This is a genomic window from Christiangramia lutea, assembly GCF_022489035.1.
Classification (GTDB): Bacteria; Bacteroidota; Bacteroidia; order Flavobacteriales; family Flavobacteriaceae; genus Christiangramia; species Christiangramia lutea.
This window is the reverse complement of the sequence record NZ_JAKVTV010000001.1, coordinates 88,406-105,288: the sequence shown is the minus strand read 5'-3', so window position 1 is coordinate 105,288 and position 16,883 is coordinate 88,406. Positions and strand designations below refer to the sequence as shown.

Here is a 16,883-nt window from a genome sequence, read left to right as displayed (position 1 = left end):
ATTAAATTAATTTTTGGCTGTTTTATTATTAATTTTGGATGCTTTATTAAGATCTTTAAAGAAAATGTTGAAATATCTTATATGGCTAAGCATAATTTTAGGATTCAATGGATCTTCCCTGGCTCAGGAGTCTAAATTGGTTGAGGCAGCTAGGGAGTATCAAAATGAACTGAATGCAGAGTATGCTAATCCGAAGGAATCACCTTTGGAAAAAAGGGACCTGAAAACTTTTGAAGGCCTTGATTTCTTTGAAATAGACCCGGAATATATTGTAGAGGCTGAATTTGTTAGGACACCGGCTGAGTCCCCTTTTGCCATGAAGACAAGTACCGATAGGATGCCGATTTATGTGAAATATGGCGAACTGTATTTTGAGCTGAAGGGGAAGAAGTTAAAGCTCAATCTTTATCAGAACCAGGAATTAGTAAAGGATCCGGAATATTTCGATTATCTCTTTTTGCCTTTTACCGACCTTTCTAATGGAAATCAAACCTATGCTGGAGGGAGATATATAGATTTCAGAATTCCGGAATCAAAAAAAGTGATTTTAGATTTTAACAGAGCTTATAATCCCTACTGTGCCTATAATGGCAAATATTCCTGTCCTGTGCCTCCAGAAGAAAATGACCTGGATATTGAAATATTTGCCGGGGTAAAATCATTTGATAAGCATTGATTAAAAGGCATTGATAGAAACCAATATAAAAGATGCTAAATTATATGTTTATTAAGCCCCTCTTTTCGGAAAGAGGGCTAGAAATTAGGGATGCCGATAGTAAAATATAAATTTCACGAAATTTTGAGGTGTATTGACTTTCACAATCAAGATGAAAAATAGTTCGGTTGAACTACATGATTAGCGACTGAGTTGACCTGATGTTGAAAGAATATAAACGGAGCGCTCTGCAAAACGCTCCGTTAATTAGTTTAACATACTTACTTCGATTAATTTTGTTTTATCCCAAAGTCTGGATAAGCCTGCATGTCATGTTCATGAATATCTAATCCTTCCGTTTCTTCTTTGGCAGAAACACGAATTCCGAGCGTAGTTTTTAGAGGATAAAAAATGAGAAAAGATCCAATGATACAGATCGCAGCATAACAGGCTACACCAATTAACTGGTTAATGAACTGATCGAACCCTGCAAGATTGCCAAAGATCCCAACGGCCAAGGTTCCCCAAATTCCGCATATAAGGTGAACAGCTACTGCACCTACAGGGTCATCCAATCTAATCCGGTCTATTAGGGCAACACCAAATACAATGATTACTCCGGCAACCGTTCCAATTAAAATAGCATCTGTTGGAGACATCTGGTCTGCGCCTGCAGTGATTCCCACAAGGCCTCCCAGAATACCATTTAGGAACATGGTAATATCGTAATTCTTATATCTAATCGTAGAAACTATAAATGAAGATACTCCTCCCGCTGCCGCAGCCAGGCTAGTAGTAACCAGTGTTAAGGAGGTGAGTTCCGGATCTGCCGAAAGAACTGAACCTCCGTTAAATCCAAACCATCCTAACCATAGTATTATGACCCCAGCTGTCGCAAATGGCATACTGTGTCCAGGAAAGGCTCCTATTTTTCCATCCTTGAATTTGCCAATTCTTGCACCTAAGAGCCAGATTGCGACCAGTGCCGCCCAGCCACCTACAGAGTGAACAAGGGTTGATCCGGCAAAGTCATAGAAACCCATTTCGTCCAGAAAACCGCCTCCCCATTTCCAGGATCCGGCTATAGGGTAAACCAGGCCAACATATAGGATTACGAAAATCATAAAGCTATTGATCTTAATTCGTTCGGCAACGGCTCCAGAGACTATGGTAGCCGCAGTTGCCGCGAACATACCCTGAAATAAAAAATCTGTCCAGTAGGTATAACCTTCGTTGTAGGCAAGATCTAGAGACCCATCCACCAATGGACTTTGAAGTCCAAATCCGGCGAATCCTATAAATCCATTGAACTCTCCGGGGTACATAAGGTTGAATCCTATTAAACAGTAAAGAAGTAATCCTGCTGTGATAATAAATAGGTTTTTAAATAATATGTTTATCGTGTTCTTTTGTCTCGTGAGACCTATCTCCAGAAATGCAAACCCAAGATGCATAAAGAAGACGAGTCCTGTACAGATCATCATCCATACATTATTTACTGTTAGTAGTCCTTCCATAATATTTTTTAGTGAGAGCGTCTTTCAATAATTTACTTAAGGGATTCTGAACCTTTCTCTTTAGTTCTAATCCTGTAGGCTTCATCTATGGTGGAAACAAAGATCTTTCCGTCACCAACATTACCAGTATGGGCGGCCTTTAATAAGGTTTCCACTGTTTTTTCCACAAAGGAATCTGTAACAACGATAGACAGATACCTTCTTTGAATATCTGCAGTACTGTAGCTTACCCCACGATATACATGGCCAACTTTTTCATTGCCAATTCCGGTAACATCCCAGTAACTAAAAAAGGTAACCCCGATCTTATGAAGAGCTTCCTTGGTTTCATCGAATTCTGATTTACGAATGATCGCTTCTATTTTTTTCATTATCTAGTATTAAGAATTGGATAAATTTATAAAAAGTGAAAGATGTACCCCTGAAAAAACACGGGTATGTGTATATTTTTATCATATAATAAATAAACACCCCTATTTTTTTAGGGGTGTTTATTTAAAATTGTAATTTTTAGTTATTTAATATTTTAAATCTCGTTCAGAAAAGCTTCGAGATAAGAATACCAACGAAGACTGCTAGTATTCCGAGGATTAGGCTTCCAAAAAAGTATAAGGCGAAACTTGAATAATCTCCAGATTTAATAAGTGAGAAATTTTCGAAAGAAAAGGTAGAAAAAGTAGTGAAACCTCCGCAAAAACCAGTAGCCAGAATCAAATTGACTGGGGTATTCAAGGCATTGTTCTTAATGGCCCATCCCAGGATAATTCCCAGCAAAAGGCTTCCCAATATATTAACCAGGAAAGTTCCGCAGGGTATAAGATGCCCTGCATTGAGATATTTACTAATTAGAAATCTCAGGCTGCTTCCCAGGCCACCTCCGATAAATACCAGAAGAAAATTTTTAATCATTAAGATCGGAAGTTTCTGTGGCTATAGGTATATAAAGATTCGTGATCCAGTTTGCCGGATTAGGTTCATCCTTTGGTCCGGTTACATAAACTTCAAAAGCCTGAGCATCATTTTTAGTGCTCAAACCATTTTCCTGAATGTATCGGTATGCTGAATCCCATGCCTCACTAAGGTTTTTGTAGTCTCCTTTTAGAGTGGTCTTCAGGGTTCTTTGATTCGGAAGAAAACCGTTCAGAACAGTGGTTTGGGCAGGGGTGATCACCTCACTTGGTGTAAAGTACCCTGCAGAATATATTGCTGTTCCCGCAGCTTCGTCCCATTGGTTATATAAAACCATAGGATTGCCAGCTTTTTCTATATTATTACGTTTCATATAATCTTCAACCTCACTAATCATTTTAGGCATTCTTTCGGTAACCTGGCTTATCTTACTGGCAGTTGTAAGGTACATATAGAATCCTCCGCCATGTTGGGTGATACCATCCACGTTCACAGAATAAACTTCCATCTTTTTCCTGATCTCATTTTGTAGATTATCCAAACCTTTTTTGAACATAGGTTGCATCATATCATTCAGGCTTTCTTCCTGAAAGAGAAAGGCTGCTTTTTCCATAAAGCTCTGTTCGCCCTGCATACCCCAAACCACTCTGGTGCTATCACCTTGTTCTTCAAATTCCCAGTAAACGTCACTTGTAGATTCTCCAAAAGGAGTTTTGAAAGTTATTTTTTGATCTATACTGGTATAAGGGTTAGACTTCACAGTATGAATCTCACCATCTCCCATATCCTCACTACTCCATGAATAGGACGCTCCATCTCCAGAAGTTTTTTCGCCGTAATTTATAACCATATTGTCTGATTCCTCTGACCATGGCTCCCAGTTCTTCCATGATGTAAATTCATTAACTTCATTAAAAACAAGCTCCTGTGGGGCTGCTATAAATTCTTCCTGCTCCACCTGAAATTTCCCATCTTTTGTAGCAATATAAATGGATGCGCCTATAATGAGAATGAGAAAAAGGAATAGTAGGTATTTAAAAATTTTCATGTTTGGTTAATATTAGTTATTGCTAATATAATTAAAATACGAAATTGGCGTAAGTTAATTCCTATGGGACTAGTGATTGAGTCTGGTTTTAATGAATAATAAGATCAGTATAAAAAGGATAAAACCAAGTAAAACATAAATACTGCCCTTGTAATATTTCTGATGCAGGCGAATGTCTTTCCTGTAACTAAAAATCATTATTAAAATAAAAGAAACAAGAAATAGACCTGCAAAGATCAGCTGTCCGGTTGAAAACATTTTTGGTTATTTTTGATGCAAAGTTAACTTTTTAATGCTTTAAATAATATGAAGAAGCCAATTGCCGCAGTTAAAGAATTTCATTCAGCATTTGGGCTTGGGATTGAGGAAAAACCTGTAGCCAATCTGGGAAAGTCAAAAAACCTGCTGAGATTTAATCTTATGAAGGAGGAAAATGAAGAGTACCTCGAAGCGGCCAACAATAATGATCTAACCGAAGTTGCAGATGCTCTTGGAGATATGATTTATATACTCTGTGGAACCATAATCGAACACGGAATGCAGCATAAAATAGAAGAGGTCTTTGATGAAATCCAATCAAGCAATATGAGCAAACTTGGGGCAGATGGAAAGCCCGTTTTTCGTGATGATGGTAAAGTGCTTAAAGGTCCTAATTATTTTAAACCGAATATCGAAAAGATTTTAGGTAAATAAATAGCTTTGATAATTTGGAAATTTAATGCAATAAAAAATCCCGGATTTCCGGGATCTTTCATAGAGTAAAAATATTCTTATTTTACTTCATATCTCCAGCCGAATTTATCTTCAGCCTCGTTATATTGAATCTTCATTAATTTATCCTTGAAGAATTTCGCATAAGAGTCTTCCATTTTCGGTAACTCATACTTTTTCCCCTTGTAGCCAAATCCAACAATTGGATTGATTACCGTGGCAGTTCCAGACCCGAACATTTCCTTAAGTTCTCCTTTTTCAGCAGCTTCAACAATTTCCTTAACACTCACCCTTCTCACTTCCGTATCTATGTTGAATTCTTCGGCAAGGGTTAGAACACTTTTTCTTGTAACACCATCCAGGATCCTGTCGTTGGTTGGAGCGGTAACCAATTTATCACCAATTCTGAAGAATATGTTCATGGTTCCGGCCTCTTCTAAATATTCATGAGAATTGGCATCGGTCCAGATAATTTGCTGAAATCCTTCTTCTTTTGCCAGATTGGTAGGATAGAATTGAGCTCCGTAGTTACCGGCAGCTTTCGCATATCCAACTCCACCATCTGCTGCACGACTAAATTTTTCTGAAAATTTTACTCTCACCTCACCGCTATAGTATGCCTGTGCTGGAGAGCAAATAATCATGAATTTATATTCTTTCGCGGCAGAAGCTGAAACTCCGGCTTCAGAAGCTATAACAAATGGTCTTATATAAAGGCTATTCCCAAATCCCTGTTTGATCCAGTCTTTATCGAGTTTAAGTAATTCTTCAAGAGCATTAAAAAAGTAATCTTTCGGGAATTCTGGAATGGCAAGTCGTTCACTTGACTTATTGATCCTTTCAAAATTCTGATCTGGTCTAAAAAGCCAGATCTTATCTTCCTTATCCTTATAGGCCTTCATTCCTTCAAAAACTGCCTGCCCATAATGAAATACCCTGGCCGATGGCTGAAGGGTAATAGGGCCGTAAGGTTTAATAACCGGGTTCTGCCAGGCTCCATCCTTATAATCGCACTCCATCATATGATCTGAAAAAACCTGCCCGAATACAAGATTGTCAAAATTAGTTTGGCTTAATTTAGAATTGGGAGATTTCTGAATGTCTATCATTGAAGTGAGATTTTTCATAAAAATTTGATTAGCCACAAATTTACCTAATTAAAAGCAGAATCAAAATCTAAAATTTTGGTAATTTTGAATCTTTAAGCCGTATAATTCCTATAAAACATGAAAAAATACTTTTATTTATGCTTGGTCATGCTCGGACTTTTTTCCTGTAAACAACCCGCAGATCAAGAGCAAAATGATTTGGCAAAACTGGAAGTTCCGCAGGAGAAATATGAGAGTTTTGGGGAGCAGATTTCTGCTTTAAACAGTATTTCTGCAGAAGAAATGAAACTTAAATATGAAGCTTTGAAACCGGGAGATACTATAATGGCCAAATTCTCTACTACGGTTAATAGTGTATGTAAAATGAAAGGTTGCTGGATGACCTTGGAATTACCCGGTTCAGATGAAGAACCCATGGTTAAATTCAAAGATTATGGATTTTTTGTTCCTAAAGATATAGAAGGAAGTTCTGTAGTAGTTGAAGGCATTGCTTTTATCGAAGAAACCTCAGTGGAAGATCAAAAGCATTTTGCTAAAGATGCCGGCAGATCTAAAGATGAGATCGATGCTATTAAGGAGACAAAGAAATCAACTGGTTTCTTAGCCCACGGTGTTCTGATAAAACAATAATTTGGAACGAAAGATCATAAAGACCGGCGACGGATCTGTTACCATACATTTACCAGAATGGAACGAGCAGTACCATTCGAAACATGGTGCAGTTCAGGAAGCACGTCATGTTTTCCTAAGGATGGGATTATATTATTTTCTGGAAAAGTTCAAGCCGGAAGAAATATCAATTCTAGAGATTGGTTTTGGAACAGGATTAAATGCTTTTCTTACCTTTTTAGAAGCGGAAAAACTTCCAATTAATATCGATTATACAGGTGTTGAAGCTTATCCTGTATCTGTATTAGAAGTCGATCAATTAAACTATCCCCTGTCAGCTCAGGCTGAAGAACAGGAAACTTATTTCAAAAAACTTCATACTATTCCATGGGGAAAAAGCTTTGAGATTTCAGAAAATTTCAAACTGGAAAAGCAAGAGAAAAAGTTCGAGGAGATCAGCGATAACGAGCAATATGAACTTATCTATTTTGATGCTTTTGGGGCCAGAGTTCAGCCGGAATTATGGACAGAGGAAATATTTTCTATAATGCATAAGGCATTAAAAAGGAATGGTGTTCTTGTGACTTACGCAGCAAAAGGAAGTGTTCGCCGGGCAATGATAGCTAACGGTTTTCAGGTTGAAAAATTACCCGGACCTCCCGGAAAGCGTGAAATGTTAAGGGCTGTTAAAATATAGAGAACTGCGAGTTAAACCTGTTATAAAATAAAGCGCACCCGTATTGTCTTATGTATCTTAACAATAAAAAGTATGCGGGTTTTAATTACAGGTGCAACAGGACTTATAGGTTCAAAGTTGAGTAGTTTATGCCGGGAAAAAGGTATAAAAGTAAATTATCTTACCACGAGTAAATCCAAAATAGAAAAAGAGGAAAACTATCAGGGATTTTATTGGGACCCATCTACTAAAGAGATCGAGAAGGGATGCATCGAAGGTGTAAAGACTATCATACATCTTGCCGGTGCCAGTATTGCGGAACCCTGGTCTAATTCTTATAAAAAGGAAATAATAAGGAGCCGTACAGAAACTGCAGCTCTACTATATGAAACTCTGGAAAGTGAACCCAACCAGGTAGAAAATTTTATTTCAGCCAGCGCAATCGGGATTTATCCTAGTTCCCTTGAAAAGCTATATTTTGAAGATGATAAAGTTGTAGCCGATAATTTTGTTGGTAAAGTGGTTAAGAAATGGGAAGCTGCTGCCGATAGATTTGAAAAACTCGGGCTGGATGTTGCTAAAATAAGAGTTGGATTAGTGCTAGCAGAAGATGGCGGAATGCTGGAAAAGATCAAAAAACCTATTTCCCTGAATATGGGAGCAGCACTTGGTTCAGGAAAACAGTGGCAATCCTGGATCCACATTGATGATCTGGCAGGAATTTTTCTCTACGCAATTGAAAATGAGCTGACGGGTGTATATAATGCGGTGGCACCAAATCCTGTAACTAACAAGGAACTTACTCATGATCTCGCCAAACAAATGGGGAAATCTGTCTGGCTACCCAATGTTCCGAAGATCGCGTTAAAGGCGTTACTTGGTGAAATGTCCCAAATCGTGCTCTCCAGTCAGCTGGTAAGCTCCAAAAAAATTGAAGAATTAGGATATAATTTCAATTACACCAGCCTGGCAAGGGCGTTGGGAGATCTAACCAAATAAAAAGCCCCGCATTTTCATGCAGGGCTACTTTCATATTAAAAATATCTATTAAGCCTTCTTAGCTTTCAGATTGATTTTTAAGGAAACATCATCGTTGATAAATTTATCTCCAAGACCTTCAAAAACCGACTTAGAACCGTAGTTTACGTTCCATTTGGTACGGTCTATAGTAAACTCTTCGCTAGTGATCAAAATAGATTCACCGTCTTTAGAGATACTTACCGGAAAAGAAATGTTTTTAGTTTCTTCCTTCATGGTAAGGTTACCTTGAAGCATAGATTGTCCCTGCTCCTCGGTGATGCCGGTTACTTCGAAAGTAGCTTTAGGGAATTCGTTAACATTAAAAAAGTCACCTTCCTTACCTTCAACGGTACCTTTTAAGTGAGCTTCCAGGTTAGCTTTTTCCTCTCCTTCAAGATCTGTAACTTCAATAGACTGCATGTCGATCACAAAAGTTCCACTTTCAATTACGCTATCGTTAGCTTTAAAAGATCCTTTAGCAACTTTGATCGTTCCGGTATGAGTTCCGGTTGGTTTTTCACCTTGCCATTTGATTACAGACTCGGTAGTATCAACAGTAAAGCTCATTGCTTCCGCTTCAGCAGAAGCTGCTTCTTTTGCTTCAGACACTTCAGCTTCTTTATTGTCGTTTTTACATCCGGTAAGCCCCAGTCCAAGACCAGCAATTACAAATGCGTTTAGAAAAATTCTTTTCATTATTTAAGTTTTAAAAAGTTCGGCAGCAAATGTAAGAGTAATCCGGTTCGGCAATTCATAATAATTTACTAAAAATATCTTGTGACATTTTGACATCTGGTTAGAATTGGCAATGATTTTGTCCCGTTGTGCGTGTAAGATAAAATTAAAGAGATGAGTCGGAAAGAAGATAAATTAAAAGACGAAAATAACGATCTTAAAGATCAGGTAGAGGAGGCTATAGACAATGCCATAGATGAGGTAGATGAAAATGATGAAAGTACTCAGAAGCAAACCAGTACCAAAGATGGCGAGTTTACCGAAGAGGAGCAGCTAAAGGAAGATCTTCAGAAAGAAAAGGATAAATTTCTCAGGCTTTTCGCTGAATTCGAAAATTATAAAAGACGAACTTCAAAAGAGAGACTTGAATTATTCAAGACTGCCAATCAGGAAGTAATGACAGCTATGCTGCCAGTTATGGATGATTTTGACAGGGCTTTGAATGAACTAAAAAAATCTGGAGATGAAAACTTATTAAAAGGGATCGAGCTTATTCATAACAAGCTTAAAGAAACCCTCAAAGCTAAAGGTCTTGAAAGGATGGAAGTAGAGCAGGGTAGTGATTTCGATTCAGAAATTCATGAAGCTATTACCCAGGTACCTGCACCTTCAGATGAACTTAAAGGCAAGATTGTTGATGTGGTTGAGCCTGGATATAAACTAGGTGAGAGAATCATTAGATTTCCAAAAGTAGTTACCGGAAAATAAGAACAGCTTTTACAAATTTGTAAAAACCCAACATGAAAGAAGATTATTACGAAATATTAGGCATAAGCAAGGATGCTTCAGCAGACGAAATAAAAAAGGCATATAGGAAAATGGCCTTAAAGTATCACCCAGATAAGAATTCAGGGGATCCTAAGGCCGAGGAAATGTTCAAGAAATCTGCTGAGGCTTATGAAGTTTTAGGAAATCAGGAAAAGAGAGCCAAATATGATCGATTTGGTCACCAGGCCTTTGAAGGTGGTGGCTTCGGCGGAGGTGGCATGAATATGGACGACATATTCAGCCAGTTCGGTGATATCTTTGGTGGCGGTTTTGGAGGCGGCTTCTCCGGTTTTGGAGGCTTTGGCGGTGGCCAGCGTCGTGCAAAAGGAAGTAACCTTAGAATAAGAGTAAGTCTTACTCTGGAAGAGATCGCAAATGGTTGCGAAAAGAAGATCAAGGTGAAGAGAAAGGTCCAGGCGTCTGGAACTACTTACACAACCTGTAATACCTGTAATGGAACAGGCCAGGTGACCAGAGTGACGAACACCATTCTTGGTAGAATGCAAACGGCATCCCCTTGTACTACCTGTGGTGGTAGCGGACAGATGATCGATAAAAAACCAGATGGAGCAGATGCTCAGGGTCTGGTAATGAAAGAAGAGACCGTATCTATTAAAATCCCGGCAGGAGTTGAAGACGGTATGCAATTGAAAGTTTCTGGAAAAGGTAATGATGCTCCTGGAAATGGAATTGCCGGAGACCTTTTGGTGGCCATTGAGGAAAAAGAACATCCAAGTCTACAAAGAGAAGGTGATAACCTGCATTATGACTTGTATATAAGCTATTCTGAAGCCGCTCTAGGTACATCCAGAGAGATCGACACCGTAACCGGGAAGGTGCGTATAAAAGTGGAAGAAGGTGTGCAATCTGGAAAGATCTTAAGACTTAGAGGAAAAGGTATAAACAGTATCAATGGATATGGTAAGGGAGACTTACTTGTGCATGTGAACGTTTGGACGCCAAAAACACTATCCAGGGAGCAGAAAGAATTTTTCGAAAGAATGGCTGAGGATGACAATTTCCAGCCAAATCCCGAAAAAAGTGATAAATCATTCTTTGAAAAAGTTAAAGATATGTTTTCTTAAAAAGCCGGTTTTAAGAAAAAATTTATATATTTGAGAATCACTAATTCTTTTAGTGATAATTTTTCTTTTTCATAGCAATTTTTTTCCCATCCTTAATCTAATTAAGGGTGGGTTTTATTTTTAGAGAGGTTTGTAAATTATAAAATCTTCTTAATCGACTGCAAGTCTCTGCCTATTTCTATATCTTTAACACTTCTCAAATGACTATATGGAAAATCTTTTGGTTGCCGAGAATATCTATAAACGCTTCGGAAACTTCACTGCTCTTAATAACGTTTCAATAAATATTCCCAAACAAAGCATTTTTGGATTACTAGGTCCCAATGGGGCTGGAAAGACCACCCTTCTTCGTATTATCAATCAAATCACCATGCCAGACGAGGGAAAGGTTTATCTAGATGGTAGAGCTTTACACCCTAATGATGTTGCACATATTGGATATCTTCCGGAGGAAAGAGGTTTGTATAAATCAATGAAAGTTGGAGAGCAGGCGCTTTATCTGGCAAGGCTTAAAGGGTTAAGCAAATCTGAAGCAAAGGAGAGACTCCGGTATTGGTTTAAAAAGTTTGAGATGGAGGGTTGGTGGAATAAAAAGATCCAGGAACTTTCAAAAGGTATGGCTCAGAAGGTACAATTTGTCATAACCGTACTTCATAGACCGAAGTTATTGATTTTTGACGAGCCTTTTAGTGGCTTTGATCCAGTGAACGCAAATCTTATCAAGGACGAAATTCTGCAACTAAAAGAGGAAGGTGCCACCATTTTGTTCTCTACGCATAGAATGGAAAGCGTTGAGGAATTATGCGATTATATTGCACTTATCCACAGGTCTAATAAACTGCTGGATGGTAAGGTTTCCGAAATAAAAAAAGAATATAAATCCAATACCTATGAAGTTGGGATAGATGCAGATGATGAAACCAGCTTGCACCGTGATCTCGAGAACAGATTCGCCATAGCCCCTGCTAAATTTAAAAGTATCCAAGATGACCTTAAGCTCACTATCAAACTTAAAGATAATGAAACCTCAAATGATTTGTTGAGATACCTTATGCCAAGGGCAAGAGTCAACCATTTTGTTGAAGTTATCCCTTCTGTGAACGATATTTTTATTAAAACCGTTACCCAAAATGCGTAACCTAAGGCTTATAATAAACCGGGAATACCTGGCAAGGGTTAGAAATAAGACCTTTATCATTATGACCTTTCTGAGTCCTCTTATATTCGTAGGGATGATCATTTTGATAGCATATTTAAGCATGCTGAACAGTACCGAACAAAAGATTATTGGAATATATGATGAAAGCGAGATATTCGTGGCCGAATTTAAAGATGCTGAACAGGTGCAATACCTGGATTATTCTAAAAAATCTCTCGCCGAAGCCCGAAAGGAAGTACTGGAAAATGAATATTTCGGCCTTATACATATTTCTGAATTAGATAAAGAAACTGGAAAACCCGAAGTTGAATTTTTAGGGAAAGATTCTCCAGGTTTTGGTACCGTAGAAAATATTGAAAAAACGATCTCAGATAAACTCACCAGGGATCAACTAATCGCTAAGGGCATCGATATTTCTGAAATAGACAAAGCGAAAGCCAGTATCGACGTAGAGATACAGAACTTTTCCGGAGAACAGAGCTCCAAAATGTCTAATTATATAAAAATGTTTTTTGGGGGAGCAGCAGGCTACCTGCTCATGATGTTCATAATTATTTACGGGAACATGGTAATGCGCAGTGTGATCGAGGAAAAAACAAATCGAATTATCGAGATCATTGTATCATCCGTTAAGCCATTTCAACTTTTATTAGGGAAGGTATTGGGAACTTCACTTGCCGGAATAACCCAGTTTACGGTCTGGATCATTTTGGGGACTGTGCTTTTACTGGGGGTTTCTTCATTTTTAGGAATAGACCCTGCCCAGGCCCAAACACCAGCTTCCGCAGCTATTAATGGTGCCGCCCAGCCGGAGATCAACCAATTGGTGATAGATATAATGAAGCTGCCTTATGCCAGTTTACTTAGCTTTTTCGTAATTTATTTTTTAGGTGGATATTTTCTTTATAGCGCTATTTATGCTGCAATTGGTGCCGCGGTAGATAGTGAGACCGATACCCAGCAATTCATGTTTCCTATTATTTTGCCTTTAATTCTGGGGATTTATGTAGGATTCTTTTCAGTCGTTGAAAATCCACACGGCACTGTTTCTACAATATTTTCCATTATACCGCTCACTTCTCCTATCGTAATGTTAATGCGCATTCCTTTTGGGGTGCCATGGTGGGAAATTGCTATTTCCATCAGTATTTTGATAGCTACCAATTTTGGAGTATTATGGATATCGGCTAAGATCTATAGGGTTGGAATTCTTATGTATGGAAAGAAACCCACCTATAAAGAATTGTTTAAATGGCTTAAATATTAAGTATGCAGGAGGAACAATCGGCTAAGGAAAAGGTGACAGAAGTTATCGAGCAGGATATCTGGGGGCTTATTAAGGAAATATGGAATGCAGGATTTAGTTATTCTATTGGTGGAGAGGAAATTAAGATCACAGTAGGCCTTATTGTTATCATCATTCTGGCCTTTTTGATAACAAGTGTGGTTCTTCGAATTACCAGGTCATTTATCACATCCAAATTAATGGATGAAGATAAAATGAAGTTTATAAGTGTTTTTAAGTTCATAAAATATTTCGTCTATCTTACCGTAATATTAATTACACTGAGTTCCACAGGGGTAGATGTCACAATTTTACTTACTGCTTCTGCTGCTCTTTTTGTTGGACTTGGGCTTGCCTTACAGGAACTTTTTCAGGATGTGATAGGTGGTATATTCATCATACTTGATAAATCACTTCTAGTTGGAGATGTGATAGAAATGGATGGTCGCGTTGCACGGGTTTTTGAAATTAAGCTTAGAACAACCAGGGCTTTAACCAGGGATGATAAGGTCATGATCATCCCGAATCACAAGTTCATTAGTGATACCGTTTTTAATTACACACAGAATCATAAGACCACAAGGGAAGTAGTTAAGGTAGGCGTTTCCTATGGAAGCGATGTGGAGAAGGTTAGAGAGGTACTACTGGAATGTGCCCGTGAACAAAAAGGAATTCTGAAGAAACCCGAGCCTTTTATCCTCTTTGAAGATTTTGGGGACTCAGCTTTGCTTTTTGGACTGCATTTTTATGTTTCAGATAGTTTTGTAGATCCCAAAGTAAAGAGTGAACTCAGGTTTAAGATCAATAATAAATTCAGGCTGAACAGCATTACGATTCCTTTCCCGCAAAGAGATGTACATATGTTCTACCCTAACAATATTCAAAAACAGGAAGAATTTGAGGATAATGATGATGCGTAAAATTTTATTGCTTTTACTGATTTTATTTTTTTGTGAGGCAGGGATTGCCCAACAAACAGATCTGGCCAGGATAGAGTATACTTATTTTCCTCAGAAGAATTCAGATAATTCATTTAGAAGGGCCCGGGCTATTGCTGCTTTTCCCATAAGAATGAAAAAAGAAGGCACTTATTTAGTGCCCAGCCTGGAATACAGGAATGTTAATTTTAAATATAATGACCCAGAAGTTTTTGATACGAGTGATCTGGACCGTTTTCAGTCTTTTACGGCAACTCTCGGATATACTTTTAAGATTGGGGAATATTGGAGATTTGGAGCTGAAACGGGAGTGAAGATCGCATCAAACTTCTCTAAAGGAGATATTATTAGCGATGATCTCATTTATACAGGAACGGTAATATTTATACGAAGAAAAGAAGATCCTGTAAATGATGATGCCACACGTTGGATACTGGGATTGAGATATTCAACCACAGCCGGGTTCCCATTTCCTTTACCCATAGTAAATTATTATAAGCGTTGGGATGAGAAATGGTCTTTCGCGGTTGGGACACCAAAATCCAATTTAAAATACTATTTTAACTCCAGGCATGAAGTCCAGGCCTTCGTAACCCTGGATGGTTTTTTTGCGAATATTCAGGAAAATTTTGATGCTACTCCTTCAAATACCGGAAATGATAATATCGCAGAAAATATTTCCATGACTATAGTTCTAAGCGGGCTGGGTTATGAATTTAGCCTTACAGATCACCTCAAGTTTTATATCTACGGAGGACATACAATAAGAAATGATATAAGGTTACGAGACAGTAATCAGGATGATGTTTATACAATAAATGAAACTAATACCTTTTATGGTAGAAGTGGATTAAAATTCACAATATTCTAATGGCAAAAATTTTATTAATAGAAGACGAAGCGTCGATAAGAAGAGTTTTAAATAAAATACTTACCGAAGAAAGTAAGGATTATGAAGTGATTGAAGCAGAGGACGGTCTTGCTGGGGTTGAACTGGTGAAAAATGAAGATTTCGACCTTATCCTATGCGATATCAAAATGCCGAAAATGGATGGAGTTGAGGTGCTTGAAGCGGTGAAAAAGATAAAACCTGAAATTCCGATAGTAATGATTTCCGGTCACGGAGATTTAGATACGGCAGTTAACACTATGAAAATGGGTGCTTTTGATTATATCTCCAAACCACCAGATCTAAACAGGTTACTGAACACGGTAAGAAACGCCCTGGACAGAAAGGAACTTGTAGTAGAGAATACCCGCCTGAAGAAGAAGGTTAGCAAGAATTACCAAATGATAGGAGAATCTGAAGAGATTCAGAATATCAAAGAGATGATAGAAAAGGTTGCGCATACAGACGCGCGGGTATTGATTACCGGTCCAAATGGAACGGGTAAGGAATTGGTAGCTCACTGGCTTCATCAGAAAAGCGACCGCTCTAAAGGTCCCATGGTGGAAGTTAATTGTGCCGCTATACCTTCAGAATTAATTGAAAGTGAATTATTCGGTCATGTGAAAGGTGCATTTACCTCGGCAAATAAAGACCGGGCCGGGAAATTTGAAGCGGCCAACAAAGGAACAATATTTCTGGATGAAATTGGTGATATGAGCCTTTCTGCACAAGCAAAGGTTCTACGTGCACTTCAGGAAAATAAAATTTCACGAGTAGGAAGCGACAAGGATATAAAGGTAGATGTAAGGGTAGTTGCCGCAACCAATAAAGATCTTAAAAAAGAAATTGAGGAAAATAATTTCAGGGAAGATCTTTATCACAGGTTAGCAGTTATACTTATCGAGGTTCCAGCACTTAAAGACAGGAAAGATGATATTCCGCTACTTGTAGATTACTTCAGCGAGAAGATCGCCAATGAACAGGGAACCAATAAAAAAGAATTCTCAAAAGCTGCCCTGGAAAAGCTTAAAGAAAGCGAGTGGAGAGGAAACGTAAGAGAATTGAGAAACGTAGTAGAACGTCTCTTCATTCTAGGTGGAAAACAAATTACTGAAGAAGATGTAGAACTTTTCGGTAGCAGATTCTAAGGCCGCTTATTTCTTGGATTGTTAGGATTATATTTTAAGAAATACATGGTGTCACCACTTGGATGATCCCATTCATGAAAAAGATCAAAACCAACCCGTTGGTAGACAATGGCATTTGTTCTGCCACGGGTTTCTGCATATAGCTCCAGTCCGGTATCATGCGCTATTTTGAAGAATTCGTCTTTCATTTCTTTCCCAACTTGAGTATCTGCACCGCGGTACTCCTTAAGGATACCCCAGAACCAGCAATATAAATATTCCCCTTCCTGCGGTCTCTGATTCTTGATGTACTTCTGAGTTTTTAAAATATCAAGGGCATTCTTAACCCCGGTAACATTCGCAACCAGTTTTAATTGAGTCCAAAGCTCCTTCCAGATATTGTCATCTTTTTTACTGGTTTTAAAAAGAATAGCTATTCCCTGGCGGTTTTCAGATAAGATAAGAGCATCTTTTTCAATGGCTTTATCTACCATATGAGTAGCAAGATACCTAAACCGCGCGTCACGATTTCCTCCCTTTTTTACGATATCCATAGAAGAAGGGATCTCCTTTAATAGCGTAGTTACCTTATCGATGATATCTTTTCTCTCTAACTTATCCAATGCGATTGTTTTGGCGCGAA

General features: G+C 38.2%; 19 protein-coding genes. 12 read left to right on the top strand and 7 right to left on the bottom strand.

From position 1 onward, the window contains the following. Positions 1-13: 13 nt before the first annotated feature. The gene (locus tag ML462_RS00530) at positions 14-676 is read left to right on the top strand and encodes a DUF1684 domain-containing protein (protein WP_341481563.1); all 663 of its coding nucleotides are present in this window, start codon (positions 14-16) and stop codon (positions 674-676) included. Between the two features lie 269 nt (positions 677-945). Here ML462_RS00530 and ML462_RS00525 read toward each other — a convergent pair whose 3' ends face one another. From ML462_RS00525 to ML462_RS00510, 4 genes are all read right to left on the bottom strand, one after another. After that, complete coding sequence (locus tag ML462_RS00525; RefSeq protein WP_240711778.1) at positions 946-2,172, bottom strand: ammonium transporter; 1,227 nt, start codon at positions 2,170-2,172, stop codon at positions 946-948. Between the two features lie 32 nt (positions 2,173-2,204). Next, positions 2,205-2,543 carry a P-II family nitrogen regulator gene (locus tag ML462_RS00520; protein WP_240711777.1) on the bottom strand — a complete coding sequence of 113 codons (339 nt, stop codon included), beginning with the start codon at positions 2,541-2,543 and terminating at the stop codon, positions 2,205-2,207. A 166-nt stretch (positions 2,544-2,709) separates the two neighbouring features. Next, positions 2,710-3,078, bottom strand: coding sequence for a fluoride efflux transporter CrcB (crcB, locus tag ML462_RS00515; protein ID WP_240712900.1), 369 nt, complete (start codon positions 3,076-3,078; stop codon positions 2,710-2,712). Continuing rightward, positions 3,074-4,129 carry an SRPBCC family protein gene (locus tag ML462_RS00510; protein ID WP_240711776.1) on the bottom strand — a complete coding sequence of 352 codons (1,056 nt, stop codon included), beginning with the start codon at positions 4,127-4,129 and terminating at the stop codon, positions 3,074-3,076. The genes crcB and ML462_RS00510 overlap by 5 nt, the downstream gene beginning before the upstream one ends. Positions 4,130-4,435: 306 nt before the next feature. On the opposite strand from ML462_RS00510, the gene ML462_RS00500 reads away from it, so the two are divergent. Next, complete coding sequence (locus ML462_RS00500; RefSeq protein WP_240711774.1) at positions 4,436-4,822, top strand: nucleoside triphosphate pyrophosphohydrolase family protein; 387 nt, start codon at positions 4,436-4,438, stop codon at positions 4,820-4,822. 77 nt (positions 4,823-4,899) lie between these two features. Here ML462_RS00500 and ML462_RS00495 read toward each other — a convergent pair whose 3' ends face one another. Then, complete coding sequence (locus ML462_RS00495) at positions 4,900-5,967, bottom strand: branched-chain amino acid aminotransferase (protein ID WP_240711773.1); 1,068 nt, start codon at positions 5,965-5,967, stop codon at positions 4,900-4,902. A gap of 99 nt (positions 5,968-6,066) precedes the next feature. On the opposite strand from ML462_RS00495, the gene ML462_RS00490 reads away from it, so the two are divergent. From ML462_RS00490 to ML462_RS00480, 3 genes are all read left to right on the top strand, one after another. Beyond that, positions 6,067-6,579 carry a DUF4920 domain-containing protein gene (locus ML462_RS00490; protein WP_240711772.1) on the top strand — a complete coding sequence of 171 codons (513 nt, stop codon included), beginning with the start codon at positions 6,067-6,069 and terminating at the stop codon, positions 6,577-6,579. A gap of 1 nt (position 6,580) precedes the next feature. Further along, positions 6,581-7,255: a tRNA (5-methylaminomethyl-2-thiouridine)(34)-methyltransferase MnmC2 gene (gene mnmC2, locus ML462_RS00485; RefSeq protein ID WP_240711771.1), complete on the top strand. Its 675-nt coding sequence runs from the start codon at positions 6,581-6,583 to the stop codon at positions 7,253-7,255. A gap of 72 nt (positions 7,256-7,327) precedes the next feature. Beyond that, on the top strand, positions 7,328-8,233 hold the full coding sequence (locus ML462_RS00480) for a TIGR01777 family oxidoreductase (protein ID WP_240711770.1): 906 nt from the start codon (positions 7,328-7,330) through the stop codon (positions 8,231-8,233). Between the two features lie 48 nt (positions 8,234-8,281). On the opposite strand, the gene ML462_RS00475 is transcribed toward ML462_RS00480, so the two are convergent. After that, positions 8,282-8,950 carry a YceI family protein gene (locus ML462_RS00475; protein WP_240711769.1) on the bottom strand — a complete coding sequence of 223 codons (669 nt, stop codon included), beginning with the start codon at positions 8,948-8,950 and terminating at the stop codon, positions 8,282-8,284. 153 nt (positions 8,951-9,103) lie between these two features. On the opposite strand from ML462_RS00475, the gene ML462_RS00470 reads away from it, so the two are divergent. From ML462_RS00470 to ML462_RS00440, 7 genes are all read left to right on the top strand, one after another. Further along, positions 9,104-9,697, top strand: a complete 594-nt coding sequence (locus ML462_RS00470; protein WP_240711768.1) for a nucleotide exchange factor GrpE — start codon at positions 9,104-9,106, stop codon at positions 9,695-9,697. Between the two features lie 32 nt (positions 9,698-9,729). Then, complete coding sequence (dnaJ, locus tag ML462_RS00465; RefSeq protein WP_240711767.1) at positions 9,730-10,842, top strand: molecular chaperone DnaJ; 1,113 nt, start codon at positions 9,730-9,732, stop codon at positions 10,840-10,842. Positions 10,843-11,050: 208 nt separating this feature from the next. Continuing rightward, positions 11,051-11,980, top strand: a complete 930-nt coding sequence (locus ML462_RS00460; protein WP_240711766.1) for an ABC transporter ATP-binding protein — start codon at positions 11,051-11,053, stop codon at positions 11,978-11,980. After that, positions 11,973-13,268, top strand: coding sequence for an ABC transporter permease (locus ML462_RS00455; protein WP_240711765.1), 1,296 nt, complete (start codon positions 11,973-11,975; stop codon positions 13,266-13,268). Before ML462_RS00460 ends, ML462_RS00455 begins: the two co-directional genes overlap by 8 nt. Before the next feature lie 2 nt (positions 13,269-13,270). Further along, entirely contained in the window at positions 13,271-14,206 is a 936-nt protein-coding gene (locus tag ML462_RS00450) for a mechanosensitive ion channel family protein (RefSeq protein WP_240711764.1), read from the top strand. Further along, positions 14,193-15,095 carry a DUF6268 family outer membrane beta-barrel protein gene (locus ML462_RS00445; RefSeq protein WP_341481562.1) on the top strand — a complete coding sequence of 301 codons (903 nt, stop codon included), beginning with the start codon at positions 14,193-14,195 and terminating at the stop codon, positions 15,093-15,095. Before ML462_RS00450 ends, ML462_RS00445 begins: the two co-directional genes overlap by 14 nt. Then, on the top strand, positions 15,095-16,261 hold the full coding sequence (locus ML462_RS00440; RefSeq protein WP_240711763.1) for a sigma-54-dependent transcriptional regulator: 1,167 nt from the start codon (positions 15,095-15,097) through the stop codon (positions 16,259-16,261). Before ML462_RS00445 ends, ML462_RS00440 begins: the two co-directional genes overlap by 1 nt. Here ML462_RS00440 and ML462_RS00435 read toward each other — a convergent pair. Further along, a complete protein-coding gene (locus ML462_RS00435; RefSeq protein WP_240711762.1) occupies positions 16,258-16,863 on the bottom strand; it encodes a hypothetical protein in 606 nt (201 codons plus the stop codon). The two genes, ML462_RS00440 and ML462_RS00435, sit on opposite strands and share 4 nt — an antisense overlap. Between the last annotated feature and the right edge of the window lie 20 nt (positions 16,864-16,883).